Genomic DNA, 24,715 nt, shown 5'->3' on the forward strand with positions numbered 1-24,715 from the left:
CATGTATCACCGCATTCCCGGGCGACGGGCGGGGAAGTGGTCCAGGTGTGATCAGCGGCCGGCGAGCGTCCCTCCACCTGGTCGGCGCACTCGCGATCACCCAGACCGCCGGATACGGCGTGCTCTATTACGCGTTCTCGGTGTTCATCAGCCCGATGGCCCGCGACCTCGACGCGGGGGTGGCCCAGCTCACCGGCGCGATCACGCTGGCCGTGCTGATCTCGGGGCTGGTGGCGCCGCTCGTCGGCCGGTGGCTCGACCGTCACGGCGGGCGCGGGCTGATGACGGCCGGCTCGGTGCTCGGCACCGCCGCCGTGCTCGCCTGGTCGCAGGTCCACACGGTCGCGCAGCTCTACCTGGTCTGCGCGGCCCTCGGCGTCGCCTCGGCCATGGTTCTGTACGAGGCCGCGTTCGCGGTGATCGTCGCCTGGTTCGACGCGGCCCGCCGGGCCCGAGCGCTGCTCGCGGTCACCGTCGTCGCGGGCTTCGCCTCCAGCATCTTCCTGCCCCTCACCGGCTTCCTCGTCGACAGGTACGGCTGGCGGCACGCCCTGGTGGTGCTGGCCGTCGGCTACGCGGTGACCACCATCCCCCTGCACGGCCTGGCCGTACGCGGGCGACCGGTCCCGGTCTCCGCCCACCGGGGCGAGGTCGTCGGCTCGGCGGTGCGCGAACGCCCGTTCTGGCTGCTGGCCGCCGCGTTCCTGACGCAGACCGGCGCCGTGGCGGTCATGGGGGTGCTGCTCGTCACGTATCTGATCGCGCTCGGTCACCCGCCCCTCTTCGCGGCCGCCGTCGCGGGCCTGCTCGGCGTGCTGTCAGTGACGGGCCGGGTGCTCACCACCGGCCTGCAGGCCCGCTGGCCGGTCTCGCGGATCACCGCGGTGGTGTTCGGGCTGCAGGGCGTCGCCGCGGTCCTGCTGCCGCTGACCGGGCGCGGCGTGCCGGGCGCGATCGGCTCCGTCGTGCTGTTCGGGCTGGGGTTCGGCGTGGGCACGATCGCCCGCCCGGCACTGCTCACCGAGAGGTACGGAACCGCCGCGTACGGGTCGCTGAGCGGGGCGCTGGCTCTGCCCATCACGGTCGCCAAGGCGCTGGCCCCGCTGCTCGCGGCCGGGCTGGCCCAGGTGGCCGGTTATCCGGCGGTGATGGGCGCGGTGGCGGCGGCGTGCGCGCTCGGCGCGGTGTCGCTGGTGGCCTACGATCGCCGTGGGCGAACAGGGCCGTCGCCCGCGGGCGAACACGTAAGGTAGCCGTATGGATACCCCCATCGAGGTCCTGCGGCGCGTGTTCGGTTACGACTCGTTCCGGGCCGGCCAGCAGGAGATCATCGAGCACGTCGTCTCGGGCGGCGACGCGCTCGTGCTCATGCCGACCGGTGGCGGCAAGTCGCTGTGCTACCAGATCCCGGCGCTGGTGCGCCCCGGGGTCGGGGTGGTCGTCTCGCCGCTGATCGCGCTCATGCAGGACCAGGTCGACGCGCTGACGGCGCTCGGCGTCCGGGCGGGGTTCCTCAACTCGACCCAGGAGTTCGACGAGCGGCAGCGGGTCGAGGCGGCGTTCCTGGCGGGCGAGCTCGACCTGCTCTACCTCGCGCCCGAGCGGCTGCGGGTCGACTCGACGCTGCGGCTGCTGGCCAAGGGCGAGATCTCGCTGTTCGCCATCGACGAGGCGCACTGCGTCTCCTCGTGGGGGCACGACTTCCGGCCCGACTACCTCGCGCTGTCCGAGCTGCACGAGCGCTGGCCCGAGGTGCCGCGCATCGCGCTGACCGCGACCGCCACGCCGGCCACGCACGCCGAGATCTCCTCACGACTCGGCCTCGAGCAGGCCCGCCACTTCGTGGCGAGCTTCGACCGGCCCAACATCCACTACCGCATCTCGTCCAAGAACGAGCCCAAGCGGCAGTTGCTGGAGTTCCTGCGCACCGAGCACCCCGGCGAGGCGGGCATCGTCTACTGCCTGTCCCGGTCCTCGGTCGACAAGATCGCCGATTTCCTGGTCGACAACGGCATCGCCGCCGTCCCCTACCACGCCGGTCTCGACGCCCGCACCCGCGCCGCCCACCAGGCCAGGTTCCTGCGTGAGGACGGGATGATCGTGGTCGCGACGATCGCGTTCGGCATGGGCATCGACAAGCCCGACGTGCGTTTCGTGGCCCATCTCGACCTGCCCAAGTCGGTCGAGGGCTACTACCAGGAGACCGGCCGGGCCGGGCGCGACGGCCTGCCCGCCACCGCCTGGCTGGCCTACGGCCTGCAGGACGTCGTGCAGCACCGGCGGCTGGCCATGGAGGGTGACGAGGCCCACCGGCGGCGGCAGGTGCTCCACCTCGACGCGATGCTGGCCCTGTGCGAGACCGTCGCGTGCCGCCGGGTGATGCTGCTCGACTACTTCGGCCAGCAACGCTCCGAGCCCTGCGGCAACTGCGACACCTGCCAGTCGCCGCCCGAGTCCTGGGACGGCACGGTCGCCGCCCAGAAGGTGCTCTCGACCGTGCTGCGGCTGGCCCGCGAGCGGCGGCAGAAGTTCGGGGTCGGCCAGATCGTCGACATCCTGCTCGGTAAGAAGACCGCCAAGGTGCTCCAGTTCGGCCACGAGTCGCTGACCGTGTTCGGCGTGGGCACCGAGCTGACCAACACCGAGTGGCACGGAGTGGCGCGCCAGTTGCTGGCGCAGGGGCTGCTGGCCGTCGAGTCCGACTACGGCGCGCTGGTGCTCACCGACGCCAGCGCCGACGTGCTGCGCGGCGAGCGCCAGGTGCGGTTGCGCCGCGACGCCCAGCGGCCGGCCCGCGCCAAGTCCTCCGGCGGCGCCGGTGCCCGGCCCGTGGTGGAGTTGCCCGAGGAGGCGGCGCCGGTGTTCGAACGGCTCCGCGCCTGGCGGGCCGCCACGGCCAAGGAGCAGGGCGTGCCAGCCTACGTGATCTTCCACGATGCCACGCTGCGCGAGATCGCCACAGCCTCGCCCGCGTCACTGGCCGACCTGGGCCGGATCAGCGGCGTCGGCGAGAACAAACTGGCCAAATATGGGGAGCAGGTGCTGGAGACGCTCGCGTCTTCCTGACCTCCGGCGACCCGATAGTGGGCGGCTGCGGGGTGGCCTCGGAAATGGGCTCCGGAGAGCGGTTGGAGGCGACACCGAGGGAGGCCCTTGCGGGTGGCTCGCGGCTTCAAAGGCACTTCGAAGGCGCTTTTTGGGGCTTCGCGGAGCTCTGAAGGGTGGCGACGGCCGCACGAAGAACGGTCGTCGCCACCGCGCTGCTCGCCACTTCGGCGATCAGCTCCTTTCCACATTAGCCGGACCAAGCACGCATCCTGCACTTCTGTCCATATGAGCGGCGTGTTCCCTTTTCGTCAATGGGCCGGCCGTCGCCGCCGAGCTCGGCGTCGCGGGTCAAAGTCGCGGGCGGGGCGGGGTCGCGGACACGGTCGGAGTCGCGGGCGGGGACGGGCGCGGGGACGGGGACGGGGTCAGAAGCGGCAGGGCGGGCTCCAGCCGGGGTCTCGGCCCAGGAAGGCCAGCAGCCGGTCTTCGGCGGACGCTCGCCACGGCTGGTCGATCGGCTCGGCGAAGCGCTCCGGGCGGTCGGCGGCCGTGACGAGGGCGTGGGCGCGGCCGAGCAACGCGGCCGCCATCAGAGCCGGCATCGGGCGGGAGCGTCCGCAGGCGCGGGCGAGATCCCATGCGTGCACGGCCACCTCGACGGCACCGACCTCCGTCACCGTCCTCGCCGCCATCGGGCAGCCCTCGATGGTCACGACGTGATCGCGCACCTGATGAGCCCACACACCGAGCAGTTCGGCCGCCCGATCCCGCAGCACCAACACCGGATCCCCTCTCCTGCTCCCCTCCCGGCTCCCACGGCGCCCACCAGAGTGCCCACTCGCCTCACCGCCCCACCGGCCACCCCGTTCGTCACTGGACCCGCCATCTCGTTCGCCACCCACCTCACCAGCCCGCCGACTACCCGGTTCGCCACTGGCCTCACCGCTCCAGTCGGCGCTCGTCCCGCCGCCGGGCTCGACACCGACCCCACCGCCGGGGTCTCCACTCCCCTGGGCGCGGAAGGCGGCCCCATCACCGAGGGTGATCTGGGCGAAGGTGGCCGCCTCGTTCAGGGTCGTGAGTGAGTCGTCCAGGTGGGCCAGCAGATTCGCCACGTCCCAGTCGTGGCAGGGCGTGGCGCGGTGCAGGTCGTCCCGGTTGATGACGCTCAGGATCCCCAGCGCGTAGCCGATGGCACGTTCGAGCAGGCTCACCCCGTCGAGCAGCGGGTCGGCCGTCACGGCGTCACCCCGAAGGGCCGGAACTCCAGGTTGACCACTCCGGTCGTCGTGGCCGCATGGCCGATGCTCTCGTTCACCGAACCGGGCCGCCTGTCAGCAGGGCGCGCGGCGGCGCCCGGACAGGTGCGCAACTCCCCCATGTCCACCTCCTCGTCAGGTGTACAGACGAGGCGGGCACGAGGAACTCATCGGACACCGGGCAGGGTCCGCGCGGCAGACGGTCCGGAGAGAAGAGCCAGCCAGACAAAGGGGCGCGCACCTCATGTCGCAATCACCGACATTCGCCCCTCAGATCCGGCAATTCCCTATCGACCTTCAGCCAACAATTGCCGCGCATCCTTATTTTCTGCTGACGTACCCTTAAGGCCATGGATCCACCAGGCCGCCCTCACGAATGGGACGATCGCGGAAGAAGGCGCACAGTCGTGACCGGATGCCTGGTCATGTGCGTGATAGGCGGCATTATCTGGCTCATCCCCTTGAGTGTGATCCTGTATTTTATCTTTCGATCATAAATAACCGTTCTTAAACGTGCGACACGTAGCGGCACCTGTGACCCGAGCGCAGGAATATTCGACAGGACGGCCATCACATCGACCTGGCGTCCTGTCAAACCACGCCGATTCGGCGGGACAACATACGGCCGGCGAAGCCGCCATACATTCGTCGACTCGCCGGGACGGTATGGCCGCGGCCGCGGTAAAGCACTGGCTCGGTGGACGCGCCGGAAGTCCATCGACCATCTGGACTATTTGTCCAAAATAGACATACGATCCACTGATGGGTGCTGTCGAGAATGAGAGGCACGACCCGCGCGTGCCGCTCTGGACCCCGGTCTGCCAGGCCATCGCCGCACTACTCAGCCCCTACGCCGAAGTTGTGCTGCACGACCCCGGCACAGATCGAGTGCTGGCGATCTGGAATCCGATGACCTCGCGTGGCCAGGGAGATCCATCCCTGCTGGGCGAACTCGACGACCTCGACCCATCGGGAAAGGACGTGTACGGACCGTACGAGAAGCTGCTCGCTGACGGCCGCCGGCTGTCCTCGGTCAGCGCGATCCTGCGCGACGCCCAGGGCGAGCCGTCGGCGGTGCTGTGCGTCAACCTCGACCGCACGCCACTGGAACAGGCCGCCGCCGTCCTGTCGGCCTTCGCCGCGCCGACCGTGCAGCGGCCTCAGCCGCTGTTCGAGCAAGACTGGTTCGAGCGCATCCAGCAGGTGATCGGCAGCCACGTCCGCGTCACCGGCCGTCCCGTCGAACGCCTGAGTCGCGAGGACCGCCTCACCATCCTCCGCAGGCTGGAGCAGGACCGGGTCTTCGCCGTGCGCCGGGCCGCACCGGTCGTCGCCGGCGCCCTCAAGATTTCCCGCTCCACCCTCTACGGCCTGCTGGCAGAGCTGCGAGCACCACGCGCGAAGGAGTGATCACCATGACCGCACTTCCGGACTTCCGTCTGGAAACCTACTTCTCCCAGTGGGAATTCACCGCCCGCTACCACCTGACGGCCTCCGACGCCCAGACCATGACGCTCGCCGAGTTGCTCACCTACGCCGACGACGCCGACCGCAGCGCCTTCCACCACCTGTCCCTGGGCTACACCGAGACCTTCGGCGACCCGGCCCTGCGCGACGTGATCGCCGACACGTATGACCATGCCGACGCCGACGACGTCATCTGCTTTGCAGGCGCCCAAGAGGCTCTCTACCTGGCGATGAAGGTCTTGCTCGGTCCCGGCGATCATGCCGTGGTGCTGACGCCGAACTATCAGTCCGCTGAGACGGTTCCGCTCGCGCTGTGCGAGGTCACCGGAGTGGCTCTGGATGCCGATCGTGACTGGGCGCTGGACCTCGACAAGGTGGTGGCGGCGATCCGCGCCAACACCCGCCTCATTTCGGTCAACTTTCCCAACAATCCCACCGGCAAGGTCATCGACGCGGCCGACTTCGCCGCACTGGCACGTCTGTGCGACGAGCGCGGCATCCACCTGTTCAGCGACGAGGTCTACCGCGGCCTCGAACGTGACCCCGCCCGCACCCTGCCGCAGGCGGCTGACCTGTCCGAGCACGCACTGTCCCTGAACGTCACCTCCAAGGCCCTGGGCCTGCCCGGGCTGCGCATCGGCTGGATCACCTGCCGCGACCGCGAGCTGCGTGCCCGCCTGGAGCGAGCCAAGCACTACACCACGATATGCAACTCCGCACCCAGCGAAATTCTGGCCCGCATCGCGTTGAAGGCCCGCAACTCGATCTTGGACCGTAACCGCGACCTCATCACGGCCAACCTGCCGGCCTTCGACGCCTTCTTCGCCGAATTCGCTGACGACTTCGACTGGCGCGCACCCGACGGCGGATGCGTCGCCTATCCCCGCTACCGCGGGGCCGACGGCGTGGAAGCATTCTGCACCCGCCTGGTGCAGGAGGCCGGTGTCCTGCTGCTGCCCGCGAGCATCTACCGCTCCGAGCTCACCGCCACCCCTGCCGACCGGTTCCGCATCGGCATCGGCCGGCGCGACGCCGAGGAGTGCCTGACCGCCTTCGCCCAGTGGATGCGAACGAGCCGATGAGCCTGCCCGCCCACGCCGTCCGCGCCTCAGCCGTCCTGAACAGGCTCCTGGCGCGGCTCCTCGGCCACGGCCCAGTGCCTTCGCCCTGATGTCACACGTTGACCGGGCTATCTCGTCTTGAGAAGGAAGGGCCTTTAGCGACAGGAGTGTGGACGTGAACGAGCACACCGCCCCCCATCAAGTTGTCCTGATCACCGGAGCGAACAAGGGAATCGGGCTCGCGGCTGCCGAGCAGTTCGCCGCGCTGGACATGACGGTTCTCATCGGGGCGAGAAACAGGCAGCGTGGCGAGGATGCGGCAGACGCGGTGCGCGAGGCGGGCGGTGCCGCACACGCCGTCACCTTGGACGTCACCGACCCGGTCACCATCAAGGATGCCGCGGCGTGGATCGAGCAGCGCTTCGACCATCTGGACGTGCTGGTCAACAACGCCGGTATCACCGGCTCCGGGCAGGTCTCACCGCAGGACGCCGTCGATCAGATCCCCAGTGGGGTCGACCTGGACATGGTTCGTCAGGTGTTCGAGACCAACGTCTTCGGAGTCATTGCGGTGACCAACGCCATGCTCCCGCTGCTGCGGCGCTCATCAGCGGCGCGTATCGTCAACCTCAGCAGCGGAGCCGCGTCGCTGAACATCACCAGCAACCCCTACGGGCCGCTGACGGGACTGCCGCCGTCGGCGGCGTACGCGCCGTCCAAGTCCGCGCTGAACGCGCTGACCGTGCAGTACGCCAACGAACTGCGTAAGGACGGCATTCTGGTGAACGCGGTCTCACCCGGTTACGTCGCCACGGACATCAACAACCACAGCGGGTACCTCACCCCAGCGCAGGGCGCCGCGGTCGTGGTCAGCCTGGCCACACTCGGCCCGGACGGGCCCACCGGCGGGTTCTTCAGCGACGACGGACCGGTGCCCTGGTAGCGTCCAGTGCGGTAGAAAGCCTCCGGCGTGAAGGTTGATCTTGGTCGACAAATCTTCTACCAAGGCCTGTTCCAGTAGTGGATCACTGGTGTGATCCACTACTGGATGATCTCTGTGGGCCGAGCACCGAGGTGGACGAGATCGGCACCGGGGGCGACCCCTTCCACGCACCGCCAGAGCTCTCTACGAGAAGCTCGGGTTCATCCTGCTTCCGGTCGCCGCCTATCACCTGGGGTGGGGGCATGGTGGTCCGTTCTTCGTGAAGCGTTGACACGGGCAGCGGACTTGGTCAACGAATGGCGTAGATCCGGTAGTTGACGTGGTTCAGTGACAGCTCATTGATGGCCATCGTGATGGTGCCATTCAGCCATGCGTAACGATCGGCGCCGGTCTCGAAGAGTGGCGCCGACCTGGCATGCATCTGATCCCAGGCGATGGTCTCGCCGGCCATCAGCTGATTGATCGCGACATCCGACAGGCCGGCCCGGCCCGTCGAGGTGACATACACCAGTTCGCCGTCGTGGGTGAGGATCGTGGCCCGGACGTCCATCCGGGCGATTCCGTCGGTGCCCAAGGTGATCCAGTCACCGCCTCCGGCGAGAAACCCGCCACGCAACCGAGGGCCCTCGACAGTGCCTTGAGCGATGGTCGCGATGATCCGCGTCGCCGCCGGCGTGGCGATGGTCCGCACCGACGCGAACGTGATGGCGAAGTCACACAGATGCTCGGCCTTCAACGCCGTGGCGACCGGATCGGTGTCGAGCAGGTTCATGGGTCTCCTGAATGGCGAAACTGACGGGCGAAACTGAACGGCGGAATCTGGTCGGCGGAATCTGGTCGGCGAACAGAGGCGCCGGGCCAGTGACCGGTGAGCCGGGCCAGTGACCAGTGAGAGGAACAGGCCGACGCGCTCGGCTCCGAACGGTGCGGTCGGCAAGCGCCGTCAGTGCCCACGGTCACCGGACAGGCGACGCGCCCTACTCGCTTCACGCACGATCGCCCAAGCGTCCGCCACTGGCCCTAGATGTCGGAGTTTGTCCGGATTGATCATCGACCGGATCGCCTGGACCTGCCCGTCGAGGATCTCGACGGCGAGCGTGACGAAGATCTTTCCATCCCGGTCACGAAGAATCACGCCTGACTGGCCGTTGATCTGGCGCGGCTGCACGACACCGCCGATGTCCACGAAAGCCGAGGTGATCGCGACCAGTACGCGTGCGACGGGCTCGGGGCCGATGATGGGATTCCACTGCGGAGCCTTGCCGCCACTGTCACCGACCATGTACACATCGGCGGACAAGAGCTCGCGCAGGCCGTCGACGTCGCCTTCCCGGAAGGCGACGAAGAAACGCTCGGCAAGTCGCTCACGTTCCTCGTGGTCGACCTCGAACCGGGACCGGCCCGCCTCCATGTGCCGTCGTGCACGCACTGCGAGCTGGCGGCAGGCCGCCTCCGAGCGGCCTATCGCCGCGGCGATCTCGGGAAAGCCGAAGTCGAACACCTCGCGGAGCACGAACACCGCCCGCTCCAGCGGAGACAGGCGCTCCAGCAGCAGCAGCGCCGCCATGGACATCGAGTCGGCCAGCTCCGCCGCCCGTTCCGGATTCTGGTAGGGGTCGGCGAGCAGCGGCTCGGGGAACCACAGTCCGACGTATTCCTTCCGCCGGACCCGGGCTGAGCGCAGCACGTCGATCGAGATCCGGGTCACCGCGGCCGACAGGAACGCCTTGGCCGAAACGGGTTCGGTCGTCGACGTCTCGTAGCGCAGCCAGGTCTCCTGGACGGCGTCCTCGGCCTCGCTCACGCTGCCGAGGATCCGGTAGGAGATCGAGAACAGCAGGGATCGCAGCGGTTCGAACTCCTCCAGGCGATTCATGTCAGTGCCTCCTTGAAGCCCTGCCGCCAGGAGGGGTAGCGCGGCTGCCAGCCGAGGTCCCGCTTGGCCTTGGCGTTGGAGAAGCCGCGTCCCGCGGTCATCATCGTCACGGCCGCCTCTCCGGCCAGCAGCCGAGCCAGCCAGCTGGGAATCCGCAGCGGCGGCCTGGCCCCCGCGCACGCGGCCAGATGCGGCAGCCATTGATGGGCCGGGGCCGGCTCATCGTCGACGATGTTGTACACGCCCTTCGCCCTCTGCTCCACAGCCAGGACAGTCGCGCTCACGGCATCCTCCACATGCACCCACGAGCTGTGGCCGGCACCGCCTCCCACCACGGGGTACTGCCACTTGCGCACAAGCTCGACCTGATCGTCGATGGCGCCCGGCCCGTACAGTCCGCCGTAGCGCAACACGGCGCCATCCGCCTTGAGGACGGCCTCCTCCAGGTGGCGGATGGCGAGCGCCCCCTGGTGCATGATCGTGCCCACCCCCAGGTCCAGCGGGTCCTCCTCGGTCTTCACCCATCCGCCCTGACGCAGGCCGTTCCAGCTGGCGTAACTCTGCGCCACGATGTGGCCCACACCTGCGGCATCGGCGGCTGCCAGCAGGTGATTCGTGCCCTCGACGCGCAACCTGTCGGTGAGGGCGAACCAGCGGTCGAAGTGCTTCATGTCCGGCTTGCCGGCGTGCGCCGGCGAGATGGCGGTCATCTGGTGCACGATCACGTCTGGGCTTGCCATGGCTACCGCCTCGCCCACCGAGGCCGCGTCCAGTCCGTCCATCACGACTGCCTCGGCACCCAACTTCTCCAGCATGTCCATCTTGGCCGGACTCGTCGCGGTCGCCGTCACGTGGTGACCTCGTGCCACGAGCTGGGGCACCAGTCGCCGTCCCACGACACCGGACCCTCCTGCCACGAAGACTCGCATCCTCATCACCTACCTGTTTTTGAAGTCCGCTGTGATAGGAGACGAGGCAGCACGACCGGTTGTGACATCAAGCCGCCGAGAAACGACGCGACCGTCCGGCCGCGGGCCCAGGCCGGGGTGGCGCCCGAGACACCACCTGATGGACAGGCGTCGGTCGTGTCCCCCACCGAGCGAGACGGGCTGACGCGCATCGAGAACTCCTCTTCACATCCTCACTACCTTTTTTTGAAGTGCTAACTTAAGATTCAGGAAACAAGTAGCTACTTCATCGAGAAAATCGGGTTCAAGGTGGCGACAGTGAAGATCGGCTACGTGCTGCCGACGCGCGAGCGGGCCGTCCTGGGCGAGCATGATCCGGCTCCCCTCGTCAGACAGGCGCAACGGGCCGAGCGGCTCGGCCTGGATTCGGTGTGGGCGGGCGACAGTCCGCTGGCCAGACCTCGAGCCGATCCACTGATGCTGTTGGCCGCCGTGAGTGCGGCCACCGAACGGATCGCACTCGGAACGGCGGTTCTCCTACCGGCGTTGCGGCATCCGATTCTGCTCGCTCATCAACTCGCCACCCTCGACCGGCTGTCAGGAGAGCGGTTGATCGCGGGCATGGGCGGCGGCTTCCCACGCGCGGACACCGCGGCCCAATGCGCGGCCATCGGGGTCGACCATGCCCGGCGCATCAGCCGCATGGAGGAATCGATCACCGTCATGCGACGGCTCTGGTCCGGAGAGTCGGTGTCCCATGAAGGCCGGCACTTCGGCTTTGACGACGTCCGGCTGGTGCCCGCGCCCCTTCGCCCGTCCGGCCCCGAAATCTGGCTGGCCGGCAGCGGTCGCCCTGCGCTGAGCCGGGTGTCCCGCCTTGCTGATGGGTGGCTCCCCTACTCGCCCAGTCCGACGACGTACGCGACGGAACGCGACATCGTCGAGCAGAGTGCGGCTCGTCCGATCACCCCCGCCTTCTACGCCACCCTGACTCTCGACGAGGATGCCGAACGCGCACGTCAAAGCCTGCGCACCAGCATCGAACGTTACTACGACACACCCCTCGAACTGGTCGAACAGGTCCAGGCCGTATTCGCCGGCACCGCGCGCGACGCCGCCGGATGGCTGGCGGGATACGTGGCAGCCGGAGCCCGCCACCTCGTGATCCGCCTGGCCGCCGACGACCAGGAGACGGGTTTGGAAGAACTCGCCGACCGCGTTCTACCCCTGCTACGCACGGAGGAATACCAGTGACCACGTTCGTTCTCGTTCACGGCGCCTGGCATGGCCCATCGTCCTGGGACCGTGTCGTCCCGGTGCTGCACGCCGCGGGAGCTCGGACCCTGACCCCGGATCTCAGCGACCCGGGCGACCACGGCCTACATGATCACGCCGAAGCCGTCGTCGCCGAAATCGACGCGGCCATCGACGCGGCCGATGACAGGGACGAGCTCATCTTGGTCGGGCACAGCTACGCGGGACTGGTCGTGCGCGAGGCCGCCGACCTGCGCCCCCAGGCCATCGACCACATCGTTCTGGTGGACGGATGGGCGGGCGCCGACGGGGCCGGCATGCTCACTCTGGCGCCGCCGGATTTCACCGTCGCGGTGCTCACGGCCGCGGAAGTCCACGGTGACGGGCGCCGCATCCCGGCCCCGCCTCCTGAGCTCTTCGGCGTTGTCGATCCTGACGACGTGGCGTGGCTGGCGCAACGCCTGCTGCCCCAGCCGCTGCGCACCTTCACCGAGACGACCCACCTGAGCGGAGCGGTCGACCGGATTCCCGGGACCGCCATTTACTGCACTCCGCAGACCTATCCCTTCGACCGTTTCGGCAAGGAGGTCGGCTATCGGACGCTTGCCATGGAGGGCCCCCACGACGTCATGCTCACCCACCCCTACCAGCTCGCCCGCCTGCTCATGGAGACGACTCAGTTCGGAAGCAGGAAGCCCGAAGTTTAGAATGAGGAGGTGGAGCAGCGAACGTATAGACAGTACTGCGCGACCGCCCGCACCCTCGACCTCGTCGGCGAGCGCTGGACGCTGCTTCTCATCCGCGAACTGCTGACCGGCCCCAAGAGGTTCAGTGATCTGCAGGCGAGCCTGCGCGGGCTGGGAACCGGGCTCTTGGCAGCTCGTCTCAAGCACCTGGAACACGAAGGGCTCGCCCGCAAGATCACTCTCCCGCCCCCCGCCCGCACCTCCGCCTACGCGCTGACGGAGGCAGGCGAGGAGCTCGCCCCGGCGGTTCTGGAACTGGCCCGCTGGGGCCTGAAGTGGGCGATGGGCGAGAGGCGGGAAGATGAGACATTTCACCCCGGCTGGGCCGTGCTGGGCCTGCGGGCCTGCTTCGACGCCGACGCCGCGGCCGGGGTGCGCCTGGTGTGTGAGTTCCGCATTGATGACGAGGTCTTTCACACGCGCGTCGACGACGGGACGATCGAGGCACTGAACGGTCCGGCCCAACATCCCGATGTGGTCATCACCATCGGCGAAGACGCTTTCGTCGAGGTCATCGGTCTGACGTTGCCGCTGGCGGAGGCGGTCGCCAGCGGAGCCGCCGACGTGAGCGGCGACCGCGAGCAACTGAGCCGGCTGACTCGGCTGTTCCGGCTGCCGCCGCACCGTGCCCGTCCGGCGGAACAGCCCGGTTGATCGCGCTGTGGCCGCCGGCCCATCACCGCGGGGTGCGCGGCCGAAGTCGGTGACGGTGCGATCGTCGGCGCGTGGTCTCATGGTCAGCGCATCATCGCCTGCAGCGCTGTCTCCACAGCGTCGACCAGCAGGTCTCCTTGTGTGCCGGGTCGGCGTACGAGACCGATCTCGATGTCCGGCAACGGCGGCAGGAGGTGGGGAGCCGACACGATCGTCAGGTCGGGGCCGACGTTGGCCGACAGGAAGGCGCTGACGCCGAGCCCGGCCCGCACCGCCGCCTGGACGCCGGCGAGTCCGGTGCTCTCGAAGGCCACCCGCCAGGCACGGCCAGCCTGGTCCAGCGCCTGGAGGAGCGAGGAACGCCAGCGGCAGGGCTGGGAGAACAGCACCAGGGGCAGCGGGTCGGCGTGCAGGTCCATTCCCGGGCCACTGACCCAGACCAGGGGGTGCCGTGCCAGCCATCGTGGCGGCTGGGACAGGTAGCCGACGTCGGTCAGGGCAAGCATGATGCGTCCTTCCGTCATCGCCTCATGCATGCGAGGCCCTGAAAGGATCATGACTTCGAGCGTGACCTCGGGATGCAGGCGAGCGAAGTCCGCAAGCAGCTGCGGCACCCGCGCGACGGCCAGGTCCTCCAGGATCCCGATGCCGCAGTGGCCGGTCAGGGCTTCATTCGTGCTGCGCAGGGCCTGTGCGGACAGTGCGATGATGCGCTCGGCGTAGGGCAGCAGGGTCTCCCCGGCTCGGGTCAGCGAAACTCCGGTGGAGGCGCGGTGCAGCAGTGGCTGGCCGATCGCCTGCTCCAGCCGGCGCAACTGCTGGCTCACACCAGGCTGTGTGTGCTTCAGGGCACTCGCCGCACGGCTGATGCTCCCGGCTTTGACCGTGGTGACGAACGCCCTCAGCAACATGACATCCAGACCTTTGGCCATAAGGAATCATTATGGCCCTTCCAACAGTTTGCCCACTTCCTTAGAGCCTGGTGGGTGGCCTAGCGTGACGCCGTCACCGCACGGCGGCTGACATGGACTGCCTGACCAGGGATGAGAGAAGGACCGGCGATGACGGACAACGGCGCACGGGCGAGGACCGCCGTCGATGATCTGGCGGAGACCTACCTCGCGCAACACGCTGCGCTGGATCCCATCATGGCCACCGAGCTGGGGATGGCCGAGCACAGGACGGAGCTACCGGATCTTTCGCCCGACGGATTGGCTGACGTGTCCAGATTGCGGCGCCGGACACTGGCAGCCCTCCAGGGCGTCGTCCCCAAGGACAGTGTCGATCGGATCACGGTGGCGGCGCTGCGGGAGCGGCTGCGGGCAGCCGAGGAGCTGAGAGAGACGGGCGCCGAGGAGTCGCAGCTCAACAACGTGAACAGCCCTCTGCAGAAGATCCGGCTGGTCTTCGACCTGATGCCGAAGGAGACGGCGCAGGATTGGGTGGCTGTCGCGGACCGGTTGATGCGGGTGCCGGTGACGATGGACGGCTATATCGCCTCACTGCGCCATGCCGTCTGGCGGGGTGACGGGATCGCGCGGCGTCAGCTCGACGTCGGCATCGCTCAGTGCTCGGCCGTCTTCGCCGACGACGGGTTCTTCGCCGACCTGGCGGCACAGGCCGGGCGCACGCAGGGGCTGACACCCGCCCTGCTGAAGGAGGTCGAGCGAGGCGCCCGCGTCGCGAGGAGTGCGTATGCCCGCGTAGCCGACGCCCTGGCCGGGGACCTGCAGGACAAGGCCGTCGACAGGGATGGCGTCGGACAGGAGCGATATATCCGATTCGCTCGCTCAAGTCTCGGCATGTCCATCGACATCGACGACACCTATGCCTGGGCGCGAGGGGAACTACGCCGCATCGACGAGCAGATGAAGGAGTTGGCCGAGCGGATCACGCCGGGAGGTTCGATCCAGGAGGCGATGCGCGTTCTGGACGCCGATCCGGCACGCCGACTGCACGGCGCCGAGGCCCTGCGGGCCTGGATGCAGCACACCTGTGACGAGGCCGTCGTCGTGCTGGGGGCTGGGCACTTCGACATTCCCTCGCCGATTCGAGCGGTGGAGTGCATCGTGGTGCCGACCGGCGGGGGGATCTACTACACCGGGCCCAGCGAGAATCTGTCCCGCCCTGGACGCGTGTGGTGGGGGGTGTCGCCGACCGCGACGGAATTCACGACCTGGCGAGAGCTGAGCACCGTCTATCACGAGGGTGTGCCGGGCCATCATCTCCAGGTGGCTCAGACCGCTCACCGGCACCACGACCTCAACCGCTGGCGTCGGCTGGCCTGGGTCGACGGTCATGGTGAGGGATGGGCGCTGTACGCCGAGCGCCTGATGGCCGAGTTGGGCTTTCTCGACGATCCGGGAGATCGTTTGGGCATGCTCGCCAGCCAGGCCTTCCGGGCTGTGCGCGTTCTCATCGACATCGGCATGCACTGCGGCTTGCCGGCCCCCGCCGAGGCGGGGGGCGGTTCATGGACCTACGACAAGGCGTACCACCTGCTGCGCGCCTACTCCACGAAGAGCGAGGAGCGGGCCCGCTTCGAGATCGACCGCTACCTCGGCCTGCCGGCGCAGGCCTCTTCGTACAAGATCGGCGAGCGGAGTTGGCTGCGGTTGCGGGAGGCGGTCCGGCTGCGCGAGGGCGCTGCGTTCGATCTCACCGCCTTTCACCGTGAAGCCCTGAATCTCGGCGGCGTCGGTCTGAGCATTCTGCATGACGCGATGCTGGGCGAGGACGGGGACGAGCGCCACGCGGACTCCAGCCGCAGGAACGTGGAGTGACGCCGCGTTCCGGCAGCGGTGGCGATCGATCGGCCCGAGAAAGATCGACTTGAGAAAATGACGATGCTTCGTGACCGACCTTCAGCGTGACAACCGGCGTCAAACAAGGTGAATGCCTTCGGACTCCGTCTCGTGCGGGGTTGCCGTCTGAACCTGTGACCGTACTGGAGCAGTGATTTGACCCCCTATCGCCCACGCCGGACCCGCTCCCTCGGGGTGACCGAGACACGCGGATGGAACGTGAAGGTCATCGGCATCACGGCCGGCCAGGACCTGCCCGACGACTTCGAGGTGGAGGCCGCGATGCTGGCGGCCGAGCGGGAGCTCCCCGAGCGGGCCGGCATCGCGTTCGTCGTGGTGCACCGCGGCACCGAGGCACTGTGCGTGAACATCTGCTGGTGGCAGGCCGACATCCTCTATCACCGGGTGTGGCGGGCCGGCCTCGGCACCACCGAGCTGGTGCGGGCGCCGGCCGACGGGCCGGCCGCGTGCGTGTGGGAGCTGCTGGCCATCGACCACGAGCGGCGGGCCTGGGTGCGGCACGTGCTGGCCCGTCCCGATGACCCCGACTACCTCGGCTACCTCGCCGCGGACCCGCTGGTCGAGGCGGCCTGACCACCCACCCAGGCCGCCGCACCCGCGTGTAGGCGGCCTGACCACCCACCCAGGCCGCCGGGCCCGCGCCCGCGTGTAGGCGGCCTGACCCGGGCCCGCCCGCCGGGCGGGTCAGGCCAGATCCTCGGCATCGTCGAGCTTGAGGCGTCCACCCTGTTCGTACGCCTCGGCGAACGCCCGCTCGCCCAGCGCCTCGCGGGCCAGGGCGGTGGCCTGGTCGATCTCGGTGTGGTCGGGCGGGCCGGCGGGAGTCTGGTTGGCCCGCCTGGCCTCGGCGGCCAGGCCGAGCAGCCGGGCGGCCCCGTCGTGGCGGCCGGTCGCGGCCAGCGCGGCGGCCAGCCCCTCCACGGCCCGCACGATCGAACGCGGATCGCCGATCTTCCGCGAGGCGGCGTACGCCTCCAGGTGCAGCTCCCTGGCCCCCTGCGGGTCGCCCCGCGTCGCCCGGATGAAGCCCAGCTCGATCAGGGCCGTGGGGAGCTGCAGGGCGGGCCGGTCCGCCGGATCGCGCGACACTCCGTCGAGCAGCCCCGTCAGGTGGGTCTCGGCCAGGTCGAGCCGTCCGGCGCGGCGCGCGGCGCAGCCCAGCCCCATCGCGGACATGAGCCGCCCCTCCCGGTAGCCCTGCTCGATCGAAAGGCGCAGCGCGCGTCCGCACAGCTCCATCGCCCGCTCGTACGCCCCGCTCCGCAGCGCGACCCAGCCCAGCCAGGAGGTGCGCCGGGCGACCTCGGGCCACAGGCCCAGCTCCTCGGCCAGGCGCAGGCTCTCGGTGAACAGCCGGGCGGCTCGTTCGGTGTCGCCCGCGATCTCGGCCTCTCCGGCCAGCCACTCCATGGCCTGGAGTTGTCCCCAGCGGTCGCCGAGCTTCCTGAACAGGCGCAGGCTCTCCTCGCCGTCGCGTTCGAGGGCGCTCAGGTCGCGCTGCGTGTAGGCGTTGCGCGCTCGCCTGCTCAGCGCCGTCGCGATGCCCCACTCGTCGCCGACGGCGCGGCAGGCGGTCAGCGCGGAGGTCACCAGGTCCTGCTCGACGGACATCTCCGCGGCGGACAGCGCCAGGAACAGCTCGGCGCGGGCCCGCTCGCGCGGATCGCGCACCGCGCTCGTGTCCCAGGTGACGTCCTGGTCGAGCATCAGCGCGAACCCCGCGTGCCACGCGGCGGCCCTGGCCCGGCCGGGCGCCTCGCCTTCGACGGCCAGCGCCGCCTCCAGCGACCGCCGGGCGTCGGCCGCTCTGCCGCGCAGGAACCAGTACCAGCTCAGCGCGTTCGCCAGCCGGAGCGCGTCGCCGGCGTCGCGTTCGCGGGCCAGGGTGTCGAGCGCCGCTCGCAGGTTGGCCGCCTCCGCGTCGAGCCGCCGCAGCCAGGTGCCCTGCTCGGGGCCGTAGAGGGCGGGCTCCGCCCGCAGGGCCAGCGCCAGGTAGTGGCCGGCGTGCGCGTGTCGTACCGGCTCCAGCTCGCCCGCGTCGGACAGGCGGTCGAGGCAGTAGGCGGCCACCGACTCCAGCAGCCGGTAGCGGACCCCCGCCGGGCTCTCGGTGACGACCACCAGCGAGCGGTCGACCAGCCGGGCGATCAGGTCGAGCACGTCGAGCCCGTCGCCGCCGCAGACCTGCTCGGCCGCCTCCAGCGTGCAGCCGCCCGCGTGGACGGCCAGGCGGCGCAGCACCACGCGTTCGGGCTCGGTCAGCAGCCGCCAGCTCCAGTCGATCACCGCCGTGAGTGTCCGCTGGCGCTCGGGCGCGCCGCGCCGGCCGGAGGCGAGCAGCCGGAACCGGTCGTCGAGCCGGTCGAGCACGCCGCGCACGCCGAGCGCCCGCACCCGGGTCGCCGCCAGCTCCAGCGCCAGCGGGATCCCGTCGAGCCGGCGGCACAGCTCGGCGACCGCGCCGGTGTTCGCCTCGTCCAGCGTGAACCCGGGCGCGGAGGCGGCGGCTCGTGCCACGAACAACCGCACCGCGTCGGCCCGCCCCACCCGTTCGATTTCCGTACGAGACTCCACCCCGGTCTCCGTACGGGACTCCGCGCCGGAGGACGGGCCGGGCTCGGAAGGCGTGGGGAGGCTGAGGGGCGGAACGCTCCACAGAGCCTCGCCGGGCACGGCCAGCGGCTCGCGGCTCGTGGCCACGACGCGAAGGCCGGGAGCCGCGCGCAGGAGCCGCTCCGCCAGGGCGGCGACCTCCTCGACCAGGTGCTCACAGTTGTCCAGGACGAGCAGCAGCCGCCGGGCCCGCAGCGCCTCGGCCAGCCGGTCGGCCGGATCCGCCCGCTCGGTGCCGTCGCGGATGTCGAGCGCCGCCATGACGACCTCGGCCGCGGAGCCCGTGCCCGGGTCGAGCGGGCCCAGCTCGACCAGCCACACCCCGTCCGGGAAGTCGCCGAGCGACCGGGCGGAGACCTCCACCGCCAGCCGCGTCTTGCCCACGCCGCCGGTGCCGGTGAGGGTCACGAGCCGGTGGGCGCGCAGCAGCGAGCGCACCTCGGCCACCGCGCCATCCCGCCCGATCAGCTCGCTGAGCGCGGCGGGCAGGTTGGTGGCGGGCCGCTCGGCGCCGCCGCCCAGCGCGGGGTCCTGCGTGAGGATCGCCTGGTGCAGGCCGGCGAGCTCGGGCCCGGGGTCGAGGCCGAGCTCGCCGGCGAGCAGGTCGCGCAGCTCGCCGTAGCCGGCGAGCGCCTCGGCCTGCCGACCGGTGCGGTAGAGGGCGCGCATGTGTGCGGCCCGCAGGCGTTCCCTGAGCGGGTGGCGGGCCACCAGATCGCCCAGCTCGCCCACCAGCAGGCCGTGCTCTCCGAGGTCGAGACGGGCGTCGGCGTACTGTTCCAGGGCCGACAGCCGCTGCTCCGTCAACCGGGCGATGGCGGTGCGGGTGAACTCCTCGTCGGCGAAGTCGGCGTAGGCCGGACCTCGCCACAGCCCGAGCGCCTCGGCCAGCAGATCGGCCCTGGCGCGCGGGCTCTCGGCGGTCTCGGCGCGGGCCAGCAGCGCGGCGAACCGGGCGGCGTCGACCGCGCCGGTGTCGAGCAGGTAGCCGGGGGCGCGGGAGACCACCAGGCGCCTGCCGCCCGGCTCGGCCTCCTCCAGCGTGCGGCGCAGCTGCGAGACGCGCACCTGGAGCGCCGCGGCGGGGTTGCCCGGCGGCTCGCCGCCCCACAGGTCGTCGACCAGCCGGTCGGCGGACACGACCTGTCCCTCGTGGACGAGCAGGTCGGCGAGGAGCGCGCGCACCTTGAGACCCGGGACCGTGACGGTGTCCCCGGCGTCGGTCCAGACGGCCAGCGGCCCGAGCACACCAAAACGCACGTTCGATATTTTATGCGCCGCCTTAAGCCCACGAGAAGAAGTCCTTAAGCGCTTTCGCACACTGTTTCCCCACAACCGTATGCCGCAAGGAAAAGGAAAGGCTTGATGGACACCGCAACCCTCGCAGGACGGCGGGAGTGGATCGGACTGGCCGTGCTGGCCTCGGTCGCCCTGTTGCTCTCACTCGACGTCAGCGTGCTCTACCTGGCACTGCCCCATCTCAGCGGAGATCTCGGGGCCACCGCGCCGCAGCAATTGTGGATCATGGACATCTACTCGTTCCTGCTGGCCGGTTTCCTGGTCACGATGGGCACGCTGGGCGACCGGATCGGCCGCCGGAAATTGCTGCTGATCGGGGCGGCGGCGTTCGGCGTGGCCTCCGTGGCCGCCGCGTACTCCACGACCGCCGAGATGCTGATCGTGACCCGGGCGCTGCTGGGGATCGCCGGGGCGACGTTGATGCCGTCGTCGATGGCGTTGATCCGCAACATGTTCACCGACACCAAGCAGATGGGCGCGGCCATCGGGCTGTGGTTCGGCTGCTTCATGGTGGGCATGGCGCTCGGGCCGCTGGTCGGCGGGCTGCTGCTGGAGCACTTCTGGTGGGGGTCGGCGTTCCTGCTCGGTGTGCCGTTCATGGTCGTGCTGCTGCTCACCGGCCGGACGTTGCTGCCCGAGTATCGCGACCCGGAGGCGGGCCGGCTCGACCTGGTCAGCGTCGCCCTGTCGCTGGGGACCATCCTGCCGATCATCTACGGGCTGAAGGAGGTGGCCAGGGGCGGCTGGCAGCCGCTGCCCCTCGGCGCCGTCGTGGTCGGCCTGGTGCTCGGCGTGGTGTTCGTACGGCGGCAGCGCAACCTGGCGAACCCGCTGCTGGACCTGCGGTTGTTCGACAACCGTGCCTTCGCGACCACGCTGTCGCTCCTGCTGCTCGGCGGCATCGTCATGGCGGGCACCACGTTGATGTCCACGATGTACCTGCAGATGGTGGAAGGGCTCTCTCCCTTGCGGGCGGGGCTCTGGCTGCTGCCGCAGAATTTCGCCATGATCGTCGCTCTGGCGCTCGGCCCGGCGCTGACCCGCTGGATGCGTCCCGCGTACGTGATGGGCATCGGGCTCGTGGTGGCGACGCTCGGGCTGGTCGTGCACACCCAGGTGCCCAGTGCGGGCGGCACCGGGTTGCTGGTGATCGGCCTGGCTCTGGCCTCGGCCGGCATCGCGCTGCCGATGAGCGTGGGCAACAGCGTGATCATGACGGCGGCCCCGCCGGAGAAGGCGGGCTCGGCCGCGGCGCTGTCGGAGACCGGCGGCGAGTTCGGGGTGGCCGTGGGCGTGGCCGTGCTGGGCAGCCTGGGCACCGCCGTCTACCGCGCGACGCTGCCGGAGACGCTGCCCTCGGAGAGCGTCCGCGAGAGCATCACCGCCGCCCTGGGCGTGCCCGAGGTGCTGGACGTCGCCCGTGCCGCCTTCACGACGGGTCTCAACGCCGTGGCGCTGACCGGCGCGCTGATCTTCGCCGGCCTCGCGGTGCTCACGGTCGCGCTGCTCAGGCGGCACACCATGGAGGAGCGGGTCACCACGTAACGGACGAGGCCGCGCACCGGGCTGAGCGGCACCCGGTCCGGCGGCGCACCTCGGCCAGGCGGTCAGGGGTCGAGCGGGGGCGCCTTGCGCATCGACCCGTGGTAGAGCTCGGGGTCGTAGCGGCGGTCGTTGACGTCGAGCCTGGTGTTGGCCTCCGCCACGAGGTCGACGCCGAGCACGTCGGCCAGGCGGACCAGATAGGCGGTGACGTCGCCGAGCTCGGCACGCACCCTGGCCAGGGTGGCGGGGTCGAGGTCGCCGGACTCGTCGGGGGTGAGCCACTGCAGCTCGGCCACCAGCTCGCCGACCTCACCGGACAGGGCCATCGCCAGGTTCTTCGGCGTGTGGAATCTCTCCCAGTCTCTGACTCGGGCGAACTCGCTCAACCTCGCGGCCAGCCGTTCCAACTCGGTGCTCACGCCAGGCGACCCTATCGGGCGCGCGCCGCGGACAGGTATCAGACGCCGCGCGCCGCCCTCCGAGATGGGTGACGGCGCGAACTCCCCGACAGAAGGGCCACCGCATGAGCGGTCCCTGTGGCGCCGTCGGAGGCCAGGTCATCCTGAAGGAGCACGTCAGCCCCGATGCACACGAAACCGGCAGAAGCGGCCAGCAGTTCACCGGAGGTGGCCCGCTGCGCCTCGGCCAGCGCGGTCGCCGCAGAGTGACCGGCGGCCAGCAGGCGGTGCAGGGTGATCATGGGCTCGGCGGTCTCGGCGTCGGGGACGGAGACCACCGAGCCGATGATCGTACGCGCGCCATGGGCGAGGAACGTGGCGCTGAGCCCGAGCAGCTCGTCGCCGGCGCGCACGATGGAGCGCCCGCTGTCGCACGCCGCGAGGACCACGATCTGCGGCGAGCGGCGGAGCCGTTCGAGGTCGTAGAGGGTGAGCGGGCCGTCCGACAGGTGCAGCGAGGAGAACAGCGGGTTGGTGGCGTGCAGCCGCCCGTGCGCGGCCAGGTGGGCCAGCCGGGCGCCGTCCAGGCCGGTGAGCACGGCCTCGGCGTTGGCTTCGGCGCCGACCAGCACGGCCGCCTCGTGGATGCCGGCGACGGCCTCGGCCTCCGCCCGTGCCCCCGGCAGTCCCGGCCCCGCCACGGCCAGCACGTGCCCGCTCTCGCCGGGCGCGTCGGCGGCGGCGTGCCACAGCGTCGCCGAGGGCGAGACGGTGACGGGCCGCCCGGCGCAGGAGGGCAGGATCGACCACGGCAGCGCCTGCAGGAAACCGGTGGGGATCACCACGAGCGGCCGGTCGCCGATGACCCCCGACAGCGGGCCGAACAGCATCCGGTCCAGGTGCTCGGCGGCGTGCCGCAGCATCCTGCCGGCCGCGACCCGGTTGACCCCGTCGGCACGGCCGCCCAGGCGGCGCAGCGCGAAGGGGATGCGGTCGACCAGATCCCTGACCGGCGCGGCGGCTCCGAGCCGGTGCAGCGCCGGCCGGCCGCGCGCGACCGTGACGGCGTGCAGCTCACCGTCGAGCAGCGCGAACTCGACGAGCGCCGCGTCGGCGAGCGCGCCGGCCAACGTGGACACCCCGACCGGGCGGGCGCCCATCGGCGAGCCGACCGCGGGCTGGCGGCGGCGGTGGTCGCGGATGTCACGTTCCAGAGCGAGCTGACGCTGCCCCAGCCGCCCGGTGCCCTGCCCCGCCCGCCGTCGCTCGTTGATCTCGCTCATCACCGCGCGCAGCTCGGCCATCGCCCCGGCCAGGTAGGGGTCGTCCGGCGGGTGGACCGGCGGCATCAGCAGGTGGCTCGCCCGGCCCTCCTCGGCCCAGGCGAGCACCGCCTCGGCCCGGCCGGCGCGCAGGGCCATGCCCAGGCCGAGCGCGGCCAGGTCCAACCGGTACTGGGCGCTGTAGGCGCGCAGGTCGGTCGCGCCCAGGGTGGCGCGGTGCTCGTCGAGCACCCGCAACCCGGCCCTGGCCGCCGTCACCGCGCCCCGCTGGTTGTCCCTGCTCAACCGCAGCAGCGCGGTGGCGTGCCAGGCCCTGGCGCGCAGCAGGGCGGGGCCGCGAAAGCGTGGCCTGGCCGCCTGTTCCAGCTGCTTGCGGGCCTGTTCCGGCCGGCCGCGCCGCAGGGAGAGCTGGGCCGCGAGGATCCGGGCCTCCACGGCCGCGCCGGGCCAGCCCGCGGCGGTCAGGTCGACCGCGACCCGTTCCAGCAGCGTGGCCGCCGGAGCGCGGGTCCGGCCCATGGCCAGCGAGCGCAGCACCGCGAACCTGGCCAGCGCCGCCCATTCCGGCCTGCCCTGCCGGGTGAACTCGGTGACGGCCCGCCTCGCCTCCCGTACGGACTCGTCGTGGTCCCCTTCCAGGCCGGCCGTACGGGCGAGGAGCAGCCGCACCTCCGGCAGCCCGATCGCGCGGCGGTTGCGCCTCAGCTGCTCGACCGCCTCCCGCGCGGCGAGCCGGGCCTCCGACACCAGGCCCACCGAGAGCAGCAGCTCACCCCGGTCGGCGAGCAGCCAGCCGAGCTGGTGCGTGCCGAGCGCCCGGAAACGCTCCTCGGCGCCGTCGAGATAGGCGAGGGCGGACGGCACGTCGCCGCGCAGGGCGGTGACCCACCCCAGGTTCAGCCTGACGATGGCCAGCGAGAGGTCCAGGCCGAGCTCGGTGCACAGCTCCTCGGCCTCGCGCAGGTCGGTCTCGGCGGCGGTGAACTCGTGCCGGTAACCGTGCACGATGCCCCGGTTGGACAGCACCCGCTGCAGCCAGAGGCGGTCCCCGGCGCGGCGCAGCGCCGGAACGGCCAGGCGGTAGCCGGCCAGCGCGTCGTCACCGCGGCCGAGGTGGTTGAAGATCGCCGCCCGCTGGGCTTCGGCCCGGGCGCGCAGGACGCCGTGCACGGTGGGCAGCACGCTCTCGATCTCGTCCAGCGCGTGCTGGGGCCGGCCGCGCAGGCTGGCCACGAAGGCGAGCCTGATCCGGGCCTCGGCGGCCAGCTCCGGCGAGCCCGCCCGCTCGCCGAGCCGCATCGCGGCGCGCAGGTGGCGCGTCGCGGTGGCCAGGTCGAGCAGGTGGGTCGCCGCCACCCCCATGGCCCGCTCCGCGACCGACTCCAGCGCGGTGTCCCCCCGCGCGCGGGCCCGGCGGGCCGCGCCGGCCGCGACGGACGTCAGCTGGGCGGGGTCGGCCTCGGCGAGGCGCAGCATGGCCTCGGCCGAGTCGGTTGGAGTCCGGCTCACCTCTCGCAGTGTGGCGGACGACCCCAC

20 protein-coding genes are annotated in these 24,715 nt (G+C 70.6%); 11 read left to right on the forward strand and 9 right to left on the reverse strand.

The window, feature by feature from the left end:
• The first annotated feature begins 47 nt into the window (after positions 1–47).
• Together IEY82_RS14400 and recQ are read left to right on the forward strand one after the other, a co-directional pair.
• Positions 48–1,253, forward strand: a complete 1,206-nt coding sequence (locus IEY82_RS14400) for an MFS transporter (RefSeq protein ID WP_225262763.1) — start codon at positions 48–50, stop codon at positions 1,251–1,253.
• A 4-nt stretch (positions 1,254–1,257) separates the two neighbouring features.
• Entirely contained in the window at positions 1,258–3,066 is a 1,809-nt protein-coding gene (recQ, locus tag IEY82_RS14405) for a DNA helicase RecQ (protein ID WP_189124613.1), read from the forward strand.
• A gap of 407 nt (positions 3,067–3,473) precedes the next feature.
• Here recQ and IEY82_RS14410 read toward each other — a convergent pair whose 3' ends face one another.
• Both IEY82_RS14410 and IEY82_RS14415 read right to left on the reverse strand, forming a co-directional pair.
• Positions 3,474–4,289 (reverse strand): DinB family protein, encoded by an 816-nt coding sequence (locus tag IEY82_RS14410; RefSeq protein WP_189124614.1) that lies wholly within the window; start codon positions 4,287–4,289, stop codon positions 3,474–3,476.
• On the reverse strand, positions 4,286–4,429 hold the full coding sequence (locus IEY82_RS14415) for a hypothetical protein (RefSeq protein WP_189124615.1): 144 nt from the start codon (positions 4,427–4,429) through the stop codon (positions 4,286–4,288). The genes IEY82_RS14410 and IEY82_RS14415 overlap by 4 nt, the downstream gene beginning before the upstream one ends.
• A 640-nt stretch (positions 4,430–5,069) precedes the next feature.
• Between IEY82_RS14415 and IEY82_RS14420 the strand changes: the two genes are divergently transcribed.
• The 3 genes from IEY82_RS14420 (at position 5,070) to IEY82_RS14430 (ending at position 7,778) form a co-directional block, all read left to right on the forward strand.
• Complete coding sequence (locus IEY82_RS14420; protein WP_189124616.1) at positions 5,070–5,717, forward strand: helix-turn-helix transcriptional regulator; 648 nt, start codon at positions 5,070–5,072, stop codon at positions 5,715–5,717.
• Between the two features lie 5 nt (positions 5,718–5,722).
• Entirely contained in the window at positions 5,723–6,856 is a 1,134-nt protein-coding gene (locus tag IEY82_RS14425) for a pyridoxal phosphate-dependent aminotransferase (protein ID WP_189124617.1), read from the forward strand.
• A gap of 154 nt (positions 6,857–7,010) precedes the next feature.
• Positions 7,011–7,778 carry an SDR family oxidoreductase gene (locus IEY82_RS14430; RefSeq protein WP_189124791.1) on the forward strand — a complete coding sequence of 256 codons (768 nt, stop codon included), beginning with the start codon at positions 7,011–7,013 and terminating at the stop codon, positions 7,776–7,778.
• 289 nt (positions 7,779–8,067) lie between these two features.
• Here the strand turns inward: IEY82_RS14430 and IEY82_RS14435 are convergent, their stop codons facing one another.
• The 3 genes from IEY82_RS14435 to IEY82_RS14445 all read right to left on the reverse strand — a co-directional run bounded on the left by IEY82_RS14435 (position 8,068) and on the right by IEY82_RS14445 (position 10,589).
• The gene (locus tag IEY82_RS14435; protein WP_189124618.1) at positions 8,068–8,550 is read right to left on the reverse strand and encodes a DUF3237 domain-containing protein; all 483 of its coding nucleotides are present in this window, start codon (positions 8,548–8,550) and stop codon (positions 8,068–8,070) included.
• A 171-nt stretch (positions 8,551–8,721) separates the two neighbouring features.
• Positions 8,722–9,654: an RNA polymerase sigma-70 factor gene (locus IEY82_RS14440; RefSeq protein WP_189124619.1), complete on the reverse strand. Its 933-nt coding sequence runs from the start codon at positions 9,652–9,654 to the stop codon at positions 8,722–8,724.
• Positions 9,651–10,589 (reverse strand): NAD-dependent epimerase/dehydratase family protein, encoded by a 939-nt coding sequence (locus IEY82_RS14445; RefSeq protein WP_308425820.1) that lies wholly within the window; start codon positions 10,587–10,589, stop codon positions 9,651–9,653. Before IEY82_RS14445 ends, IEY82_RS14440 begins: the two co-directional genes overlap by 4 nt.
• A gap of 291 nt (positions 10,590–10,880) precedes the next feature.
• On the opposite strand from IEY82_RS14445, the gene IEY82_RS14450 reads away from it, so the two are divergent.
• Genes IEY82_RS14450 through IEY82_RS14460 form a run of 3 tightly spaced genes read left to right on the forward strand, consistent with a single transcriptional unit; the run spans position 10,881 to position 13,216 of the window.
• Positions 10,881–11,816 (forward strand): LLM class flavin-dependent oxidoreductase, encoded by a 936-nt coding sequence (locus IEY82_RS14450; protein ID WP_225262761.1) that lies wholly within the window; start codon positions 10,881–10,883, stop codon positions 11,814–11,816.
• Positions 11,813–12,523, forward strand: coding sequence for an alpha/beta hydrolase (locus IEY82_RS14455; RefSeq protein WP_189124622.1), 711 nt, complete (start codon positions 11,813–11,815; stop codon positions 12,521–12,523). The genes IEY82_RS14450 and IEY82_RS14455 overlap by 4 nt, the downstream gene beginning before the upstream one ends.
• 9 nt (positions 12,524–12,532) lie before the next feature.
• Positions 12,533–13,216: a winged helix-turn-helix transcriptional regulator gene (locus IEY82_RS14460; protein WP_189124623.1), complete on the forward strand. Its 684-nt coding sequence runs from the start codon at positions 12,533–12,535 to the stop codon at positions 13,214–13,216.
• Positions 13,217–13,299: 83 nt separating this feature from the next.
• Here IEY82_RS14460 and IEY82_RS14465 read toward each other — a convergent pair whose 3' ends face one another.
• Positions 13,300–14,148 (reverse strand): LysR substrate-binding domain-containing protein, encoded by an 849-nt coding sequence (locus tag IEY82_RS14465; RefSeq protein WP_189124624.1) that lies wholly within the window; start codon positions 14,146–14,148, stop codon positions 13,300–13,302.
• Between the two features lie 129 nt (positions 14,149–14,277).
• Here IEY82_RS14465 and IEY82_RS14470 point away from each other — a divergent pair, with 129 nt between their 5' ends.
• On the forward strand, positions 14,278–15,999 hold the full coding sequence (locus IEY82_RS14470) for a DUF885 domain-containing protein (RefSeq protein WP_189124625.1): 1,722 nt from the start codon (positions 14,278–14,280) through the stop codon (positions 15,997–15,999).
• A 216-nt stretch (positions 16,000–16,215) separates the two neighbouring features.
• Positions 16,216–16,614: a hypothetical protein gene (locus IEY82_RS14475; protein ID WP_189124626.1), complete on the forward strand. Its 399-nt coding sequence runs from the start codon at positions 16,216–16,218 to the stop codon at positions 16,612–16,614.
• A 111-nt stretch (positions 16,615–16,725) separates the two neighbouring features.
• On the opposite strand, the gene IEY82_RS14480 is transcribed toward IEY82_RS14475, so the two are convergent.
• Positions 16,726–19,914 carry an AfsR/SARP family transcriptional regulator gene (locus tag IEY82_RS14480; RefSeq protein WP_189124627.1) on the reverse strand — a complete coding sequence of 1,063 codons (3,189 nt, stop codon included), beginning with the start codon at positions 19,912–19,914 and terminating at the stop codon, positions 16,726–16,728.
• 105 nt (positions 19,915–20,019) lie between these two features.
• On the opposite strand from IEY82_RS14480, the gene IEY82_RS14485 reads away from it, so the two are divergent.
• Entirely contained in the window at positions 20,020–21,498 is a 1,479-nt protein-coding gene (locus tag IEY82_RS14485) for an MFS transporter (protein ID WP_189124628.1), read from the forward strand.
• Between the two features lie 62 nt (positions 21,499–21,560).
• Here IEY82_RS14485 and IEY82_RS14490 read toward each other — a convergent pair whose 3' ends face one another.
• Positions 21,561–21,917 carry a nucleotide pyrophosphohydrolase gene (locus IEY82_RS14490; RefSeq protein WP_189124629.1) on the reverse strand — a complete coding sequence of 119 codons (357 nt, stop codon included), beginning with the start codon at positions 21,915–21,917 and terminating at the stop codon, positions 21,561–21,563.
• A gap of 38 nt (positions 21,918–21,955) precedes the next feature.
• The gene (locus IEY82_RS14495; protein ID WP_189124630.1) at positions 21,956–24,688 is read right to left on the reverse strand and encodes a CHAT domain-containing protein; all 2,733 of its coding nucleotides are present in this window, start codon (positions 24,686–24,688) and stop codon (positions 21,956–21,958) included.
• Positions 24,689–24,715: the final 27 nt, after the last annotated feature.

This window comes from Nonomuraea cavernae (genome assembly GCF_014646355.1).
Lineage (GTDB): Bacteria > Actinomycetota > Actinomycetes > Streptosporangiales > Streptosporangiaceae > Nonomuraea > Nonomuraea cavernae.